The organism is Dysgonomonas sp. GY75, from assembly GCF_015234155.1.
GTDB lineage: Bacteria > Bacteroidota > Bacteroidia > Bacteroidales > Dysgonomonadaceae > Dysgonomonas > Dysgonomonas gadei.
Window position 1 is genome coordinate 267,008 of the sequence record NZ_JADCLQ010000052.1, and the last position, 15,715, is coordinate 282,722.

Consider the following 15,715-nt stretch of genomic DNA (forward strand, 5'->3'; position numbering starts at 1 on the left):
TTTTATATAGGTATTTTTTCTTCCAGGACAGAGTTTCCGGATTTATTATAATAAGTGCACGTTTTAGCTAGTATATCTACAGTCCATTTGGCTATTCCTGCTTCTGCTGAATCCCTGCAAAAAGTCAAATAGTCAGTTTTTCCTTGCTGATGGGCTTTTAAATGATATTTGAATTTTTCACTAAGTGTTTCAGGTGAAATATGCAAATCTGTATACTCGTCATTCGACACAATGGTATAATCATCTTTTCCGATATATTCAGCATGTCCGTCATAGACATAAATACTATATCTTAAAACTCCGAGGGATAATAATTCTTTGACGTATTGCGGAAAATCAGCGCCGCTTTTCACTTTTGAATGGGCTTCCTTTATTTGGGCTAATGTGAACATAGTATCCGGTTTTATTGATTAGATATGGATAGAACAATGATTTGGAGTGTAAAGTTTTATCGGCGGGAAAAACAACTGATTATTTGATTGTATTTCTTTCAGTGGAATACCTTATAGAATTATTGAACGAGTTTATTGAGGATTGGAAAGAATTTATGAAATTTATAGATGGTTTCACTCTATTAGAAAAAAACGTAAGTCTATGGAAAGTCACACGGAAAAATTATTTCTACTCATTGTATTTATATTAACAATTTTCATTGCATGTACATCCGATGAAAATAAGTCCATCCCAACTATCATTGAAACATCATATGTATACATTGAAATAGATACAGTTTATTTAGAAACAGAGTTGGATTTATATAGTAGCTTCAAGTATGAAAACAAAATCTACGTATATTTTTATCAAAAAGGGTTCTGCAAAATAGCAGTTTTTAACAACAATGGGCAATTCGATAAAGTGATAGAGTTTCCGAAAGAAATAGATAAAGATTGGAGGTTAGACTATATAGCAATAGATAAGGGTTTATTTGTAATCGAAGAACGTAAAAATACAACAATACATCTTCTTAATAAAAAAGGAAATAGACTACAACTTTCCGATATTGACGAAATGCCAATATATGATGATGATAAATATTCTGTTTATAGAACTTATCATGGAGAATGGGGCGGAATGGTATATTTTAAAAATAAAAATACGAATAGAATTTATCGCGGATACTCTAATAAAGTAATTAATGTGACTAAATTTCAAGATAGTTATTATGTTACAAGCTATTTAGGGCATATGATGGGACATTCTCAAATAGTGAAGATAGACGAACCTACGAAAATGCAGGAATACAATGGCTTTATATCTGACCTTATAAATAATCGAGCAGAATCAAGTGAAGAAGAACGTTATGTTTTTGATGGAATAAAAATTCTTCTTGACACATTTGAACTTCGTTCAGTAGGCTCATTTATACACAAAAACAGATTATTACAACTATGGAATGAATATCCCTCCTCCAATAAATTATATTTTACCGAACAAATAGAAGAGAAATCAATATGTAGACATATATTTGAAACACCAATGAAAGTGAAATACTTATATAATTCTAAGAATAATAATGAATCGCATATTCTAAATTTCGAAATTGAAACCGAAGAACAGAATGAGTTTGGTTTTATAGAAATAAATAATGAAAAAGTAAAAATAATCTTCCTGAAAAAAATGAAGCTTTTATCGAACTCCTCAACTAATTGATATAAAACGAAAAAAGCAACTGATTCCTCAATTGCTTTCTCTTTAGTTGCGGAGACCGGATTCGAACCGATGACCTCCAGGTTATGAGCCTGGCGAGCTACCACTGCTCCACCCCGCGATATTGTGAGTGCAAAAGTATGCATTTTATTATAACACTCCAAATAAAAATGGCATTAATAAATAAAAAACTTTTGCGTATCTTGCTATCTGCTGATTAAAAACAAATTAGCTATAGAAGTTTTTTTTACCAACTATAGTATAAACCAAATCCCACTCTCTGATAATACGAAAAATATCCCCATTTGGAATCTTTTCTATCATATGGAATATTATCATCATACTTCACATATAAATAAAGCGAAGTACTGAAATAGCTGTTAAGTTTGAAGTTTACAGAGTTTTCAAATTCGACATAGACTCTCTCATAGTTTGTGAAATACTTCAGACGGGAAGTGAAATTTGTATATCTGTTACGGCTATAACTAACATTCAGGTTGTATGTAGAACCATATTCAGTTTTAGCCTTATCTCCCTCATCTATGCCAAACCATACTTCCTTGACCTTATCACTCCTTACATATTTGTAGTTTAGAGACAGTACGGAGATATCCGCAGTTATATTAAATTTTCTGTACTTGTCAGCTTTAGAAACTATTTCTTTTGCATATCTCATACCGACCCCGAGATTCAATTCAAACGGGGAAAGAAAGGCTCTCTGCCTTACCTTACTTGCATCATTTACATTGTATCTGTTAAACAAAGGCGTCTTCATTTCCAGATTCGAAGAATAGGACCAGTTTTTGAATGCATTTACACCAAAAGAACTGTATGTCCTGAACAAGTCGTCCAATATATTTACTTTATTGACTGTGTCAGCCTTCATTTGTTGAATGCTAAGTCTCCATTCCAGCAGATTGTTGAAATATATCTTATCTTTCTTATAATTCAAATTTACTTTATGCTCACTATATATATTAAAGTTGTTTTCTCCCGACCAGTTGTCAGAAAAGCTATTCTGACTTAAGTCTAGTTTGTGAGAACCGTTTTTGAGCCAATATACGGGCTTAATTCTTATCTTTTCTATCTCAGGAGTATTCAATTCCACTGGATTATCGGCTGTTATCAACTCTTTCCATGGATTTCTTTGTTCTACGACCTTTTCTTTTATAACCGAAGCACCCTCAAATGTCATGGCATTTAATCTTATCTGTTGCGGATTATTCATATAATACCTCCGTCTCATAGCCTCTATTTCTTCTGCTCGCTTAAGCAAGGGTGCAAATGTACTATCAGGTGATATCAGATAAAATGGTTCCGTCTGGGTAGAGGCCGTATCTTTCGGTATAAAATCTAGGCGTGGGGGAAGTATCTTTCCGTCAAATACAACAGGAAGAAAAGCCGGTTCGAAAATAACCGTATCCCTGAATGATTTATAATTATCGAAAGGAGTCCAGTCCGGTTCTACTATCAATAAACCGTTTTTGTCCCGAAGTGGTTGCAAATAGGCTTCATGTATTTGATTGATATATGCAGTATCTATTTTCAGAGGGGCTGAAAATCCTTTTGTTGTATCTTTGGCTGAGATTTCTTTCAGCCTGGTATCGATATCTGTTATTTTATTCAACAGGCTGTCTTTATTGATTTTCGTATTATTTGTTTGTTGGGCACTAACTGATACGAACACAATAAAAAATATAATAAAACTGAAAAAGAACTTGAATACTCTCATTTCATTTATCTTTTTTCTATAAAAGAACATTCGACTGTTTTCTGGGGTCTTGGATTTAATTATCACCTGTCTTTCTAAATGGTTATCGTTCATTGAGATAGGGTAATAAATACTTTCCTGTACTTACTAAGTTGCAAATTTAGTAATTAAATCTTAATTTTCATTTTAATTTATATTAAATGAGTTGTCTCCGATTCAGATCGTACAGATAAACAAAAAATGTAATTGTAATGCTAAATATATCGATTTGCGTGTCGTTTGAATATTTTGATGTAAATTTGTAAAATATTAGAGAAACAATCGGATATGAATACATTTGGCAATATTTTCAGACTTACATCATACGGCGAATCACATGGTGCAGCTATCGGCGGAGTTTTAGACGGATGTCCTGCGGGAATTGTAGTGGATATGGATTTCATACAGAATGAACTGAATCGCAGGCGTCCCGGACAATCAAAAATTACTACACCTCGTAAAGAATCCGACGAAGTAGAGTTTTTATCGGGAATATATGATGGTAAGACCACCGGAACTCCGATTGGTTTTATTATTCGCAATAACAATCAGCATTCATCCGATTATGACAATCTGAAAGATATATATCGCCCGTCTCATGCCGATTATACCTATACTCAAAAATATGGTATCCGTGATCATCGTGGCGGAGGGCGTTCATCGGCCCGTGAAACTATTGCCCGCTGTGTAGGTGGTGCATTGGCTAAGTTGGCTCTGAAACAGTTGAATATTGAGGTTACGGCTTATACTTCGCAAGTAGGTCATATCAAAGTGGAGAAAGCATATAATGGATATGACTTTTCCTTAATAGAATCTACACCGGTACGTTGTCCCGATCCGGAAAAAGCTGTAGAAATGATTTCTCTGATAGAAGAAGTTAAATCGAAAGGAGACACAATTGGAGGTGTTATTACTTGTGTTGTAACAGGTACTCCTGTCGGCTTGGGTGAACCGGTTTTTGGTAAGTTGCATGCAGCATTAGGTAGCGCTATGCTTGGAATCAATGCTGTAAAAGGATTCGAGTATGGAGATGGTTTCGATGTCAATCATCGCGGTTCTGAAGTTAATGATGTATTCTATAACGATAATGGACAGGTAAAAACGCATACGAATCATTCAGGTGGTATACAGGGCGGTATATCCAACGGACAGGATATTTATTTTCGTGTGGCATTCAAACCTGTAGCGACTATATTGATGCATCAGGAAACTATAAATAAAGAGGGTGAGCATACCGATCTTAAAGCTCGCGGGCGTCATGATGCTTGCGTACTTCCCCGAGCTGTGCCTATTGTTGAAGCTATGGCGGCGATGACGATTCTCGATTATTATTTGTTGAGTAAGGTAAATAAGGCTTTTTTGTAAAATATAGGTAGGATAGCAAAAGATACTACTTGATTTAAGGAGACATTGCTTTATCCGGTATATTTTATTACAAATGTGATATGTAGTATTTACAGTCAAGCATTTGAATATCTTTTACAGCCTTTTTACTTTTTTGATCATCTCTCCGATTAAATCCTCATCACATCGTGCCCAAAATAACTCCTGATCATCTCCTCCCCAAATATTTAATGAGTTGAAAACAAAAATATGTATGTTTTGGAAGATTTTGTATTCCAATTTCCGTTCTATTGGGTTCTCTACTATATTTTGATAAAATAATATGATTTGCGCGTTATGTTCGCCTTTTGAGTATAATTGACCAAGTTCTGATAAATGGCCTAATAGTCTATCTATATCCGTTAATGCATCTAGTCTGTGATGGTAAAAAATTATAATATCCTTTTTCCCTTTATACTTATTCAAACGGTCTATTCTCTTTGTGAATTTATCTCTAATGGATTCATCTTTAATTATATCGTGATGGGTAAACTCAAAGCCATTTGTGTGTAATTTGTTATATGAATTGGTTATTTTATCATATATCTTTAAACGAGGAACTAATTTGCTGTCAAGTTCTTCATATTTTATAAATTGAGGATTTATAAAATTTACATAATTATCTTTTTCTATTTGTAGAATATACTCGATATTAGATCTCCCATGTGAATATACCGTCGTAAAAGATTTAATGTTATATCTGTCTAAGATATTGTCTGTTAGGCAATTCTCACCAAAGGAAAGGTATAATTTCTTAGAGAATATATATCTGTTTTCTTTTATAATTCTTTTGCACTGTTGATAAATTCTTCTTAGCTTTTTTCTCATGATTTTTATATAATGGATATTGTAACCTTGTAATAGTAAGTGTTTTTATAAGCTTTCTATCACTTTCTCCATTTTCTCTATCGCATTGTCCCATCTGAAGCGTTGTACATACTCATGACCTTTTTTAGCCAGCGATATGCGATAGTCGTTATTCCTAATCAGGTAGATGATCCGGTCTGCCATCTGTTTTACATTTCTCACCTCTACAAGTAAGGCGGTCTTGCCTTCAAAGGCATATTCCTGATGTCCTTCTATATCAGTACATATTAACGCGCATCCGCAAAACATGGATTCGACGGATACCAATCCGAAGCCTTCCGTAAAACTGTTGGAAATGAAAATAGCGTTACGGTTATAAAGATCGCAAAGGTCGTCAGGCTCGCGAAAATATCTTATCCATTCGGGTAGTTCGTCCGGACAAGGTGAGATACCGAACAATTCTACATGCAGCTCGGGTATTGCTTCTTTCACAAGCTTTAATGCTTCCAAGCCGTATTTAGACCCTTTAATTTCCTGTATGGAATAAGTCATGGCTACAGATAACGGATTTCTGTCCTCAATCTTGTCTTTTATATAGTATTTTGTGTTGTCTATTCCATTTTCAATAAGTTCTACCCTGTTTTTAGTGTATTTACTTACAATATTTTTCAGGTACGATGCCACAACCACATTTACAGTATCTTTCATGTCATAAGAAGCAAACAGCAGGTCTTCGTGTCCTTCCCAGTTCTCAAATCCCTGTATCAGATTTATCTTCTTACCTTTGCTGATGTTCAGACTACCCATTTCCAGCACAGTAGACCACCATGTAGCTATTACAACATCTGCGTCAGGTATATATTTATCTTCTACCCGAGGGACATAAGACATAGTAATATTAGGTTCGAAGTCGAACCAAATATCTCTTTTGAAGCCTTCTATTTTGGATAGCATGCAACGTATGGAGTAAGGTAGGCGGTATTTCATATACCGGGTTCTTATGGGATACATAAGTTGTATTTTAAATCCACGTTTTGCCAGCCGGTTCGCATATTCATACATTACCCGGAATCCTCCCGCCGGGCGTCGCGGCTTGAAGGGCAGGATAAATGTTATTTCCACAGGTTCACCTTTTATCGCAATAATTTTCCCTTCTGATGTTATTGCCAGAGTACCATGCTTTATATCTTCACGTATTTCTTTTATCCTTTCAGTATATGCTTTCCTATTTTCTAAATCCTGTACGGTTTCCGGTTGCCCCATATTCCCATAGAAAGGAATAATAGGTTCTCTCCAAATATCATTTTCGGTCAGGTCGGATAGTTTATGTTTATATTTACGCATATGAGGATCGCTTTTTGTAATTACAAATATACGGAAAAACTCTTACAGCGAATTATATTACAATTAAGCTCTTAAATCTATAATCCTAATTGATCTGAATAAAGTAAAATAATTGACTGTAAAGCTGCTATCGATTTGAAAACCTTGCTATAATATAAAGAGGACGTAGGTAAAACTTTACCCCTGAATATCAATACTTATTTACGAATATATCCGAAAGTCTTTGATAAAGGGTATCGAAAGCTTTCGGATATAAACAATGATATATTAAAAGTTGTTTTTTATTGATCTTTAACGCATCTCACTGATGCGCCCATCGACCTGGAAGCTGTTGTTGCAGATACAACTGGTCCTTCGAAAGGAGAATAGTTAATAACTTCAGCTTTGGCTGAAGATTCTCCAGCTTTCGGAGTTGCAGTCCAATAATATCCTGTCGGATTAGATACTTCGATGGAATAGGTGAATAATCCACCTGCCACAGCCCCTGTCTGGCTACCGACACTTCCCGGCTTATAAAATTGTCTGGCTATACGTTCGAAGCCATAGGGGTAAAAGCCCAGTTCAGTTCTGCTGGTAGAGGCGTATGCGTTGAGCATAAGTCCGATTCCGTATCCTCCGCCGGTTCCGGCTTTAGTAACATTTGGAGCAGGATCCCATCCGGCCGATTCGAATTTGGCCCAAGGAGATTTATTTGCACTACTATATGCCGGGACACGCCATCCCGCAGGGCAAGGATCAAACATTGATTTTTTACCTGCTTCAGCCCATAAGGAGTTGTCTCCTCCTGCCCCTGTATCGTCCGATGTAAACCAGTCGAAAGGAGGAAATGAAGACTTATATTCCCCATAGTAATAAGTCGTAGGGTTTTGTATTGATTTTTTTAGGTTGGAAACTGTATTTGCTACGACTTCTACATGTTTTATTCCACTTCCGGAAGCACCCGAAAAGTCAAATTCATTTTGTTCTGTCAGTACATTATTGTTGATGTCATATAACTCACGTATATCAGGATCATTATAAAATGATGCGGAAGCAGTGAAAGGGTCTTTCCTTCCCCACTGATATAGTAATCCCATGGCATCTTCGAAATAAGGTTCGGAAGGTGCAGCTCCTGCGTCCATTTTTACAGCCCCCAGGTTACGATCCATAAAAATATAAGTAGCCTCACCATTATCATGTGTATATGATGTAGCTTCAGGATCAAAACCTGTTACCCATATATGCCATGACCAATATATGGGATCTGTGGCATTTCCGTTAGGGCCTATATGGATACCAACCAAAGCATTACCTTCAGTGCTTCCAGCCTTAGTTGTAACTTTAAATTTAGAAAAGCCGCCTTTGTCTCCAGTCGACAGTTCAACCTTTTCTATAAGGTCTTTTTTATCTTGCCAAATCAGATCAACAGAAACTTTTGCTTTGTCATCGAAAGTCCCTAAATCGGAGCGCTGTTCCCATACCAGATAGGGTTTGCCTACAGGTATTTCTTCAGACACTCCTCCATTGGGCGGGACAATGTAACAATTCGGAGAATTTATCAATTCTGGATCAAGAGGGTTATAACATGGTTCCGGTAATCTTATCCATTGAGTGCCATCCCATACATGTAAGCCCGGGCATAAGCCGACCTCCAGTGAATCTGTGATGTTATAAACTAATAAACCAATGTGTGATTCTTTGTCTCCGGCCTGAAGATCTTCAGTTTTTATACATGGATCCATCTTATCCAGCCCTATCAGATATACACGTGCATTGAGAAGACCTTTTGTAGAATTGGAATTGATATTATCATTTTGCTTCAAATCAAGTAAAGCACCATCTAAAGGAGTAAGATTTGAGCCAACAGTCACTTGTGCGTCGACCTGTACCGAAATAATTATTGCCAACAGCAACAGGTGCAAAAATCTGTGTGTTTGTAGTTTCATGTCAAAATTTATTAACGTTTTTTATTATGAATTTGTCTTATGTCTTAATTTTGTCTTATGTCTTAATGTCTGTTCAAAATAGTCTGATAACGTGCTAAGTCTCGTAGGCGATGTTGTAAATTTTATGATAAAGTATTCAATGCATAATTTATTGATAATAAACGAAAAAATTAAGAAGATAAGATAGAGGCAAATTTCTCAGATGGGTAGATACTTTTATTTATCATTACACTTATATTGCAATTAACTTGCTAACTGTTGCTGCTTTCTAAAAAAACAGACAGGCGCAAACTTTAAATGATAGCTTTTTATTCGCTTCATTTCATTACTGCTAAAATCAAATTGTTTTGAATTTGAGTCTTTTGTCTTTATTAAATCTTCGGTAGTAAAAATAATTTATCAAAACTTATCAAAAGGGGATATTTAAGTCTATTTGCTTCTTTTGTAAGCGATATATGGTCGTTTTAAATTAATAATATCAATATGTGACATGTTTTTCGTGTATATGTGTCTGTTTTGTGCTTATGTGTAGTGTGTTATGGGTTTGTTGGTCAAAAAATGGACTTTACATGTGTTAAATGTTGTCAGAAAAGGTGCGCTGGTCAATTGACCGGAAAAAGTATAAGAAAATTGTTATGATATCGAATGAATCCCGGTAAAGAATATTCCGTCTCAATATAAATAATCAGATGAACCCTTCCTATATAAACAGATTATTCAGAGTGTTTTATAGCAGGGGCCAAAAGGAAAGTATCCGGCTTTCTTGCGAAGCTTGTATTTGCGATACAGGTTCAAAGGCTTCTTTTTTATCTTACCTTTATAATTAGCAATGAAGTCATCGACAGAATCAAGAATACGAGCCGACGATTTACCATCACGAAAAGGATGTACTTCTTCCATAAACAGCCTGATGTTTTCCATCAGATCAGCCGGCCGTTTCAAGGCTTTTTCCAATGCTTCTTCGAGAAGCTCAGGGGTGTCTATGTTTATAAGATGATTAGCCGGGAAAGTATTTTTGTATGTTACCGCCGGCTTATTGAACCAGAGGTATTCATAAATAACTGAAGAGGTATCGCTTAACATTACATCTGATTGCCGGAACAGGTCTGCCTTATCCTCCGTTTCACAAAAAATAGCATTGTCATATTGTTGAGCCAGAGTTTTATAACGGTCAACAGTTTCTTTATCCATCTTCGGATGAAAAGAGAACAACCATATCCAGTCTTTCTTATTCAGTAGTTCTTCTATCTTATCATGAAGGACTGAGGCTGATTCCATATTTTTAGTAAAAGTGGGTGCAAATACAATAGTTGGTTTAGTATTTGAGGCTTCGCTTTCAGGAGAGGGAAGCCACCCGTCAAACTTACTCCAGCCGGTTTCATATACCTTGAAGAATCCGTATTTTTGTTCCAATTCTTTAAAGCGGGGTGTGAACATTGGGCTGGTAGTACAGTAAATATCGAAGAATCCCCGGATTTTGTAATGGTCGCCATAATCGCCTCGTTTGTAGTATAATCCGTGGAATACTTCTACTTTCAGTCCCGGGAAAAAATCATAAACACGTACCCCCGGAACGAATACTGCAATGGGGTTGTATTCCATGACTTCTTTGATTGTTTTCAATTGTTTCTCATTATCATGCAGGCATACGGGAGCAGAATCTTCAATATACCATGCTACATCATCACCTCTTCTCCATATTTCGTTTTGTAAAGGACGAAGGATGGTATATGAATATGATAATGAAACAAAAAACAAATACTTTTTCATGAATACAGGCATCAATTTATCATTCCGAGCACAAAAATATAAAAAAGATAAGGTAGAACAACCTTAATGTGAAATTAACTGATGGTAAACATACGAAAAATTGCAAGCCATAATCATTCGTTTAATTCTTATTTATTAACCACGTTTAGTTAAAATCTGACACATCTGACAGCTTTTCATTGCTTTTATCCTGTTGTTTTTGTTTTCGTTAACTGTATATAGTTAAAAGGTAACACAGAAAACAATTAATAACTAAAGCCAATCGGTAGTTGAGGTAGTATATCGTAGTATAAAATTGTTGGATTTTTTTCTACTACGCGCAATCAAAGATTGCTTGTATTACTTTTTTCCTAAGCAAAAAAAGTAATCAAAAATGCTTTGACGCCCGCTTTAAAGGCCGACCCATAACAGGCTTAAAGGCTAAACGAAAAAACTCGCTCTCAATAGAGCATAATACGAATCGGTCGATAAGCTCAAACACGTTTTCGTTTTTCAGCCTTTTTCGCCCTATGGGTACCCCGTCCATAAAGCAAATGGCGTCGGCTGATGCACGATAAGGCTGATGCATATTTGATTAAGGGCTTTGCCCTCACTATGGCGTCCGCCCTTGCGCATTAGTGACGCAGGCGGGCACCCAATCCGTAAAGCGGAGGTGTAGAGCAAAATACGGTAGCTGCTGTACTCGACTGATAATCCGGCTAAAGGTGGTTCCGTATTATTTTGCTCCACCGAAGTTGCGGTTCTGGGTCGCCGAGGAATGGAGCGCTAGCCTTTTGGTTCGTTTTGGGCAATGCCAAAATGAACGTTTAAGCGAAACGAAGTGGAGCTGAAAAAAATCCAACATTAAAATGTAACAAACGTAACTACCTTTTCAGTCATTTACTTATATGCCATTCAAAATTTCAAAGAGCTACCGGCTACAAGCTATCGGCTATATACATAGATAAATTTTTATGAAAAAATAAAACCTTATTCATCATCCCTATTATTTCTATTCAATCACAATGTCAAATTGGCTCAGCAATCCGGCTAATCCGTCCTTCGAGAAGCGGGCTTTTTTTATCTGGTTTTGACTAAGGTCTATTATATAATTGAATGCAGAGGTGAAGTTTACCTCTTGTATATTAGAATTGTAGAATATAGCTTCGTTCAGGTCGCAGTTGATGAATTTCGATTGCTTGAGATCAGCACCTGCGAAGTCTACACCTTTGAGCGATGAATCTTTGAAATGTGTTTTTATCATCTTCCGTTTCTCGAACGAGCTGTAGTCCAGCATACATTTATCAAAACCCACCTGAAAAATAAAATCGTGACAGTGGTTGAATTTCACACCCAGTATTTTACAGTTTCTAAACTCTGCGTTATTCAATGTGGTTTGCGATAGATCAGTCATGGAGAAATTACAGTCGGTAAAGACACAATCGGTAAAACTGCAACCTGTAATTCTGGCATTAGAGAAATCGCATTTCGAAAATGTACATTGGTCAAATGTTTCTTTACTTATCCCATTGGTGTAGGATATGATTTCCAATAGCTTATCTTCATGTATAACTGTCATTCCCTTATTACTTTTACTTCTCCCGATTTGCCCAGTTTTATGATGCTTGATGCTTTTGATTTGGAAATATCGTTTTGTCTGTATTGGACAATATAATCCACTCCGTTTTTGATCTCATCACTGATCTCACTGAAATTTGCGGGAGAGGGTTCCCCACTTATATTGGCGGATGTAGAAACAAGCGCTTTGCGGAAACGTTTACAAAGCTCTTGTGAAAAGCTTTCCTTTGTAACGCGAATAGCGAGGCTCCCGTCTTCTGCTATTAAGTTGGGTGCCACATTGCGGGCATTATCATATATTATGGTAAGAGGCTTATCAGATACTTCTATCAGGTCCCATGCTATTTCGGGCACTCCATCTATATAGAAATCGAGCTTCACAGGGTTGTCTACCAGTGTAATAAGCGCTTTGCTATCTACACGCTTCTTCAATTCATATACTTTCCGTACTGCCTCCTCATTGGTTGCATCGCAGCCGATTCCCCAGATAGTATCGGTTGGGTAAAGGATAAGGCCCCCTGCTATCAGTACCTCGAATGCCTTTTTTATATCTTCGTTCATTATAATCGTTTAAACTACTTGTTGTTAATTAATTGAGATAATTGTACATCTTCAAACTTATCGCCTCTTTGTATCCAGTCTTTAAGTATGCCTACTTCTTTATATCCGGCTTTGGAGAAAAGTCCGATACTCTTTATATTGCTGACGGATATGTATGCATACAACTGATGAAGGTATAGGAAATTGAAAGCATAATCGGCCATCAGGCTTAGAGCTTGCGAAGCATAGCCTTTCTTGCGATATGTTTCGTCTATCAGTATTCCTATACCGGCCCGACGGTTATGCGCGTCTATTTCATATAGGTCTATTGTTCCGATAGTGATTTTATCTTCGGTCAGGTCTATCATCAGGCGCAGTTGCCTGCTTTGGAAGATATCCATTTCCAATGCATCATTTATATACTGTCGCAATACGAGCTTTGAATATGGGGCAAGCGTATTGCCGTGAACCCACAGCGCAGTGGAGTTTTCCCAACCATAGAGCTGATCCAAATCTTCCGGTTCTACAGCTCTTAACGATATATGTGTATTCTTTAGCAACATGTTTTCTGATAATGAGTTATAAATGATGCATTACAAATAGCCTGCACCACTCTGTATTCTTAATTATTTCAGTATCTGTTGTTCTCAAACATTTCCCCCAGACGGATAAAGAAATTCTTCTTCCTGCGTCGTATACGTTGGTTTTCACCAGATGACATCATTATTCTTTCAAACGAAGTTTCGCCTCTTTCCATTGCTTTTATTGCATGGTAGATAACTCCCCAGTCGGGTAACCCGCCCAGATTGCGGTCGTCGATAAACATTTCGGCATTCAACTTGCGTGAGGCGGTCGATACATCTTCGTCGGGATGGTTCTTGTTGGCTGCATAGAATTTCAGGCCTTTCTTTTCACAATAGTTTACTGCCTCCTGAAGTAAGTCGCCGTCGCGTACTGTCCACATGAGGAGAATATGCCCTTCTTTCTGTAGTTGGAGCAACGTCTCTATGGCAAAAGGTATTGCTCTGCCTATCTTAGGGTATTCGTGCTCTACAATTGTTCCGTCAAAATCTACTGCGATTACCATATGTTTGATTGATTACAAGTTTCAATATTGTATTGTTGTTAAGAATAATGCAAATATAACAATAAATTACAGTTGCGAGCTGCTGAATAATTCTTCACTTTCACATCCTGTACGATTCGTTGAATAGGGTCCGGTTCAGTATCGAACGTCCGAGAGTGACCTCGTCGGCGTATTCTATTTCATCTCCGATGGAGATTCCCCTGGCTATCATGGATACCTTTACATCATAAGACACCAGTTTTTTATAGATGTAGAAGTTAGTGGTATCACCCTCCATTGTAGTGCTCAGGGCAAGGATGATCTCATTGATATTTCCCTGCGACACACGTTCCACCAGGCTTTCTATCTCCAGGTCGGCAGGGCCTATCCCGTCTATAGGGGAAATGATGCCGCCAAGTACGTGATACTGTCCTCTGAACTGCATGGTGTTTTCAATAGCCATTACCTCCTTTATGTTTTCCACCACACAGATTGTTGTGGCGTCCCGTGACTTATCCTGACAAATAGGGCATACCTCAGCGTCACTGATATTATGACATACCTTGCAGTATTTTACTTCATGTTTCAGGGCGACCAGCGATTGTGCAAAACCATCTACCATCGCGTCATCTTGCCTCAGCAGATGCAGAATAAGGCGTAGCGCTGTTTTACGGCCTATACCGGGTAGGCGGGCAAATTCATTTACTGCATTCTCCAGCAGTATGGAAGGATATTTTTGATTCATAAATATTACTCAAAATAGAAGTTCAAAGATAGAAATATTTTGAGAGTTTTCATTTATCATATGTAGTAGCATGATAAAAGAAGCTCATCGTCGGAGGTTTAATATGTAACATTCCGGAGCTGTTTATTAACGAATACTTTTTCTAACCATGATTCAATTAACCTATATTTGCATTATATTGTTAAAACCTGACAAACTTGACAGCTTTTACTATATTTTTCCATTTCAACTTTTTTAAATCCATCTTTTGCTTTTAACTTTCTATTTTTTTACATTTAGGCTTTAAGTATAAAACTTGACAAACTTGACACTTTTTTATGTTTTTTCATAGGCATGTTTTTATTAGGGCGAATTTTCAAAGAATCAACGGCCTCTTCGGTATATAGATAAAATTTCGGAACAATCGTACTGACTAAATTAAATAATTTCGTGCGTTTGCCCTAAAAAATCAGGATTACTACTTCTTTAATTTTTTATATCTTTAAACCTCCAATTAAACATATATGACACAGAAAGAATATAAAAACCTCTTCGATGAAGATGATGCCGTAGGGTGGTGGGAAATAGACAAAGCAATAGAAAAACTATATGGAGATGCTGAACCCCGTCATTATGCTCCCCAACTGCATTATATGGTTGGCGGTGAAGACCCTTTGGACGGAGTCAGTATTTTCGATTCCCGTAATCAGGAATTTCATCGTCATCTGGTGAGTTATGGCATGTCGGAACTTTATTATAATGAAGAGGCTGCGGGTGGTGAATTTAGTAAATGGGGTTTTGAATTTACTTTTCGCCTCAAGCCTTTCGAAGAAGACGGGGAAGACCCTACATGGGTTGTTAACCTGATGAATAACCTGGCACGCTATGTGATAAAAAGCGGCCGCTGGTTTGAAGAAAACCATGTAATCCCTGCCAACGGCCCTATACGGGTAGGCGGGAAAAAGGAAATCGACATAGTGGGAGTTGCTTTTACTCTCGACCCCGAAATGGAAAAAATACAGACTCCGCATGGAGAAGTGGCTTTCTTGCAGATGGTCGGACTTACCTCCGGAGAGATGGACCGGATAAAATCGAGTGACTCGGTTTATGAAGAAGTGAAGAAAGTACTGGAGGAAATGAAGGCCAATAATCCCTTGATGATAACAGATTTAGACCGGCGATAGTAAAGTGTGTTTTCAGAA

General features: G+C 37.0%; 14 protein-coding genes and 1 tRNA gene. 3 read left to right on the plus strand and 12 right to left on the minus strand.

Features of this window, described 5'->3' with window-relative positions; all coding sequences use genetic code 11:
- Window positions 1-2: 2 nt before the first annotated feature.
- On the minus strand, window positions 3-392 hold the full coding sequence (locus tag IR083_RS20475) for a DUF1398 domain-containing protein (RefSeq protein ID WP_194225688.1): 390 nt from the start codon (window positions 390-392) through the stop codon (window positions 3-5).
- A 202-nt stretch (window positions 393-594) separates the two neighbouring features.
- On the opposite strand from IR083_RS20475, the gene IR083_RS20480 reads away from it, so the two are divergent.
- Window positions 595-1,650: a hypothetical protein gene (locus IR083_RS20480; RefSeq protein WP_194225689.1), complete on the plus strand. Its 1,056-nt coding sequence runs from the start codon at window positions 595-597 to the stop codon at window positions 1,648-1,650.
- Window positions 1,651-1,696: 46 nt separating this feature from the next.
- Here the strand turns inward: IR083_RS20480 and IR083_RS20485 are convergent.
- Window positions 1,697-1,768 (minus strand) — tRNA-Met (locus IR083_RS20485).
- 126 nt (window positions 1,769-1,894) lie between these two features.
- Window positions 1,895-3,379, minus strand: a complete 1,485-nt coding sequence (locus IR083_RS20490; protein WP_194225690.1) for a DUF3078 domain-containing protein — start codon at window positions 3,377-3,379, stop codon at window positions 1,895-1,897.
- 306 nt (window positions 3,380-3,685) lie between these two features.
- On the opposite strand from IR083_RS20490, the gene aroC reads away from it, so the two are divergent.
- Window positions 3,686-4,762, plus strand: a complete 1,077-nt coding sequence (aroC, locus tag IR083_RS20495) for a chorismate synthase (RefSeq protein WP_006799517.1) — start codon at window positions 3,686-3,688, stop codon at window positions 4,760-4,762.
- A 114-nt stretch (window positions 4,763-4,876) separates the two neighbouring features.
- On the opposite strand, the gene IR083_RS20500 is transcribed toward aroC, so the two are convergent.
- From IR083_RS20500 to recR, 9 genes are all read right to left on the minus strand, one after another.
- Window positions 4,877-5,608 carry a DUF1796 family putative cysteine peptidase gene (locus IR083_RS20500; RefSeq protein WP_194225691.1) on the minus strand — a complete coding sequence of 244 codons (732 nt, stop codon included), beginning with the start codon at window positions 5,606-5,608 and terminating at the stop codon, window positions 4,877-4,879.
- A gap of 45 nt (window positions 5,609-5,653) precedes the next feature.
- The gene (locus tag IR083_RS20505) at window positions 5,654-6,931 is read right to left on the minus strand and encodes a glycosyltransferase family 4 protein (RefSeq protein WP_194225692.1); all 1,278 of its coding nucleotides are present in this window, start codon (window positions 6,929-6,931) and stop codon (window positions 5,654-5,656) included.
- Between the two features lie 281 nt (window positions 6,932-7,212).
- Window positions 7,213-8,856 (minus strand): hypothetical protein, encoded by a 1,644-nt coding sequence (locus IR083_RS20510; protein WP_194225693.1) that lies wholly within the window; start codon window positions 8,854-8,856, stop codon window positions 7,213-7,215.
- Window positions 8,857-9,573: 717 nt separating this feature from the next.
- The gene (locus tag IR083_RS20515; protein WP_194225694.1) at window positions 9,574-10,626 is read right to left on the minus strand and encodes a CDP-glycerol glycerophosphotransferase family protein; all 1,053 of its coding nucleotides are present in this window, start codon (window positions 10,624-10,626) and stop codon (window positions 9,574-9,576) included.
- Between the two features lie 991 nt (window positions 10,627-11,617).
- Window positions 11,618-12,184, minus strand: a complete 567-nt coding sequence (locus tag IR083_RS20520) for a pentapeptide repeat-containing protein (RefSeq protein ID WP_194225695.1) — start codon at window positions 12,182-12,184, stop codon at window positions 11,618-11,620.
- Window positions 12,181-12,744, minus strand: a complete 564-nt coding sequence (locus IR083_RS20525; RefSeq protein ID WP_194225696.1) for an L-threonylcarbamoyladenylate synthase — start codon at window positions 12,742-12,744, stop codon at window positions 12,181-12,183. Before IR083_RS20525 ends, IR083_RS20520 begins: the two co-directional genes overlap by 4 nt.
- Window positions 12,745-12,758: 14 nt before the next feature.
- Window positions 12,759-13,286 (minus strand): GNAT family N-acetyltransferase, encoded by a 528-nt coding sequence (locus IR083_RS20530; RefSeq protein WP_006799508.1) that lies wholly within the window; start codon window positions 13,284-13,286, stop codon window positions 12,759-12,761.
- A 68-nt stretch (window positions 13,287-13,354) separates the two neighbouring features.
- Window positions 13,355-13,810, minus strand: coding sequence for a BT0820 family HAD-type phosphatase (locus IR083_RS20535; protein ID WP_006799507.1), 456 nt, complete (start codon window positions 13,808-13,810; stop codon window positions 13,355-13,357).
- Window positions 13,811-13,910: 100 nt separating this feature from the next.
- Window positions 13,911-14,534, minus strand: coding sequence for a recombination mediator RecR (gene recR, locus IR083_RS20540; protein ID WP_194225697.1), 624 nt, complete (start codon window positions 14,532-14,534; stop codon window positions 13,911-13,913).
- Between the two features lie 503 nt (window positions 14,535-15,037).
- On the opposite strand from recR, the gene IR083_RS20545 reads away from it, so the two are divergent.
- Window positions 15,038-15,697: a suppressor of fused domain protein gene (locus IR083_RS20545; protein ID WP_194225698.1), complete on the plus strand. Its 660-nt coding sequence runs from the start codon at window positions 15,038-15,040 to the stop codon at window positions 15,695-15,697.
- Window positions 15,698-15,715: the final 18 nt, after the last annotated feature.

Bases quoted from the DNA above. Each gene is read 5' to 3' on its own strand.
- IR083_RS20475 (WP_194225688.1), bottom strand. From the start codon at position 392: ATGTTCACATTAGCCCAAATAAAGGAAGCCCATTCAAAAGTGAAAAGC.
- IR083_RS20490 (WP_194225690.1), bottom strand. From the start codon at position 3,379: ATGAGAGTATTCAAGTTCTTTTTCAGTTTTATTATATTTTTTATTGTG.
- IR083_RS20520 (WP_194225695.1), bottom strand. From the start codon at position 12,184: ATGACAGTTATACATGAAGATAAGCTATTGGAAATCATATCCTACACC.
- IR083_RS20515 (WP_194225694.1), bottom strand. From the start codon at position 10,626: ATGAAAAAGTATTTGTTTTTTGTTTCATTATCATATTCATATACCATC.
- IR083_RS20500 (WP_194225691.1), bottom strand. From the start codon at position 5,608: ATGAGAAAAAAGCTAAGAAGAATTTATCAACAGTGCAAAAGAATTATA.
- IR083_RS20505 (WP_194225692.1), bottom strand. From the start codon at position 6,931: ATGCGTAAATATAAACATAAACTATCCGACCTGACCGAAAATGATATT.
- recR (WP_194225697.1), bottom strand. From the start codon at position 14,534: ATGAATCAAAAATATCCTTCCATACTGCTGGAGAATGCAGTAAATGAA.
- aroC (WP_006799517.1), top strand. From the start codon at position 3,686: ATGAATACATTTGGCAATATTTTCAGACTTACATCATACGGCGAATCA.
- IR083_RS20530 (WP_006799508.1), bottom strand. From the start codon at position 13,286: ATGTTGCTAAAGAATACACATATATCGTTAAGAGCTGTAGAACCGGAA.
- IR083_RS20545 (WP_194225698.1), top strand. From the start codon at position 15,038: ATGACACAGAAAGAATATAAAAACCTCTTCGATGAAGATGATGCCGTA.
- IR083_RS20535 (WP_006799507.1), bottom strand. From the start codon at position 13,810: ATGGTAATCGCAGTAGATTTTGACGGAACAATTGTAGAGCACGAATAC.
- IR083_RS20480 (WP_194225689.1), top strand. From the start codon at position 595: ATGGAAAGTCACACGGAAAAATTATTTCTACTCATTGTATTTATATTA.
- IR083_RS20510 (WP_194225693.1), bottom strand. From the start codon at position 8,856: ATGAAACTACAAACACACAGATTTTTGCACCTGTTGCTGTTGGCAATA.
- IR083_RS20525 (WP_194225696.1), bottom strand. From the start codon at position 12,744: ATGAACGAAGATATAAAAAAGGCATTCGAGGTACTGATAGCAGGGGGC.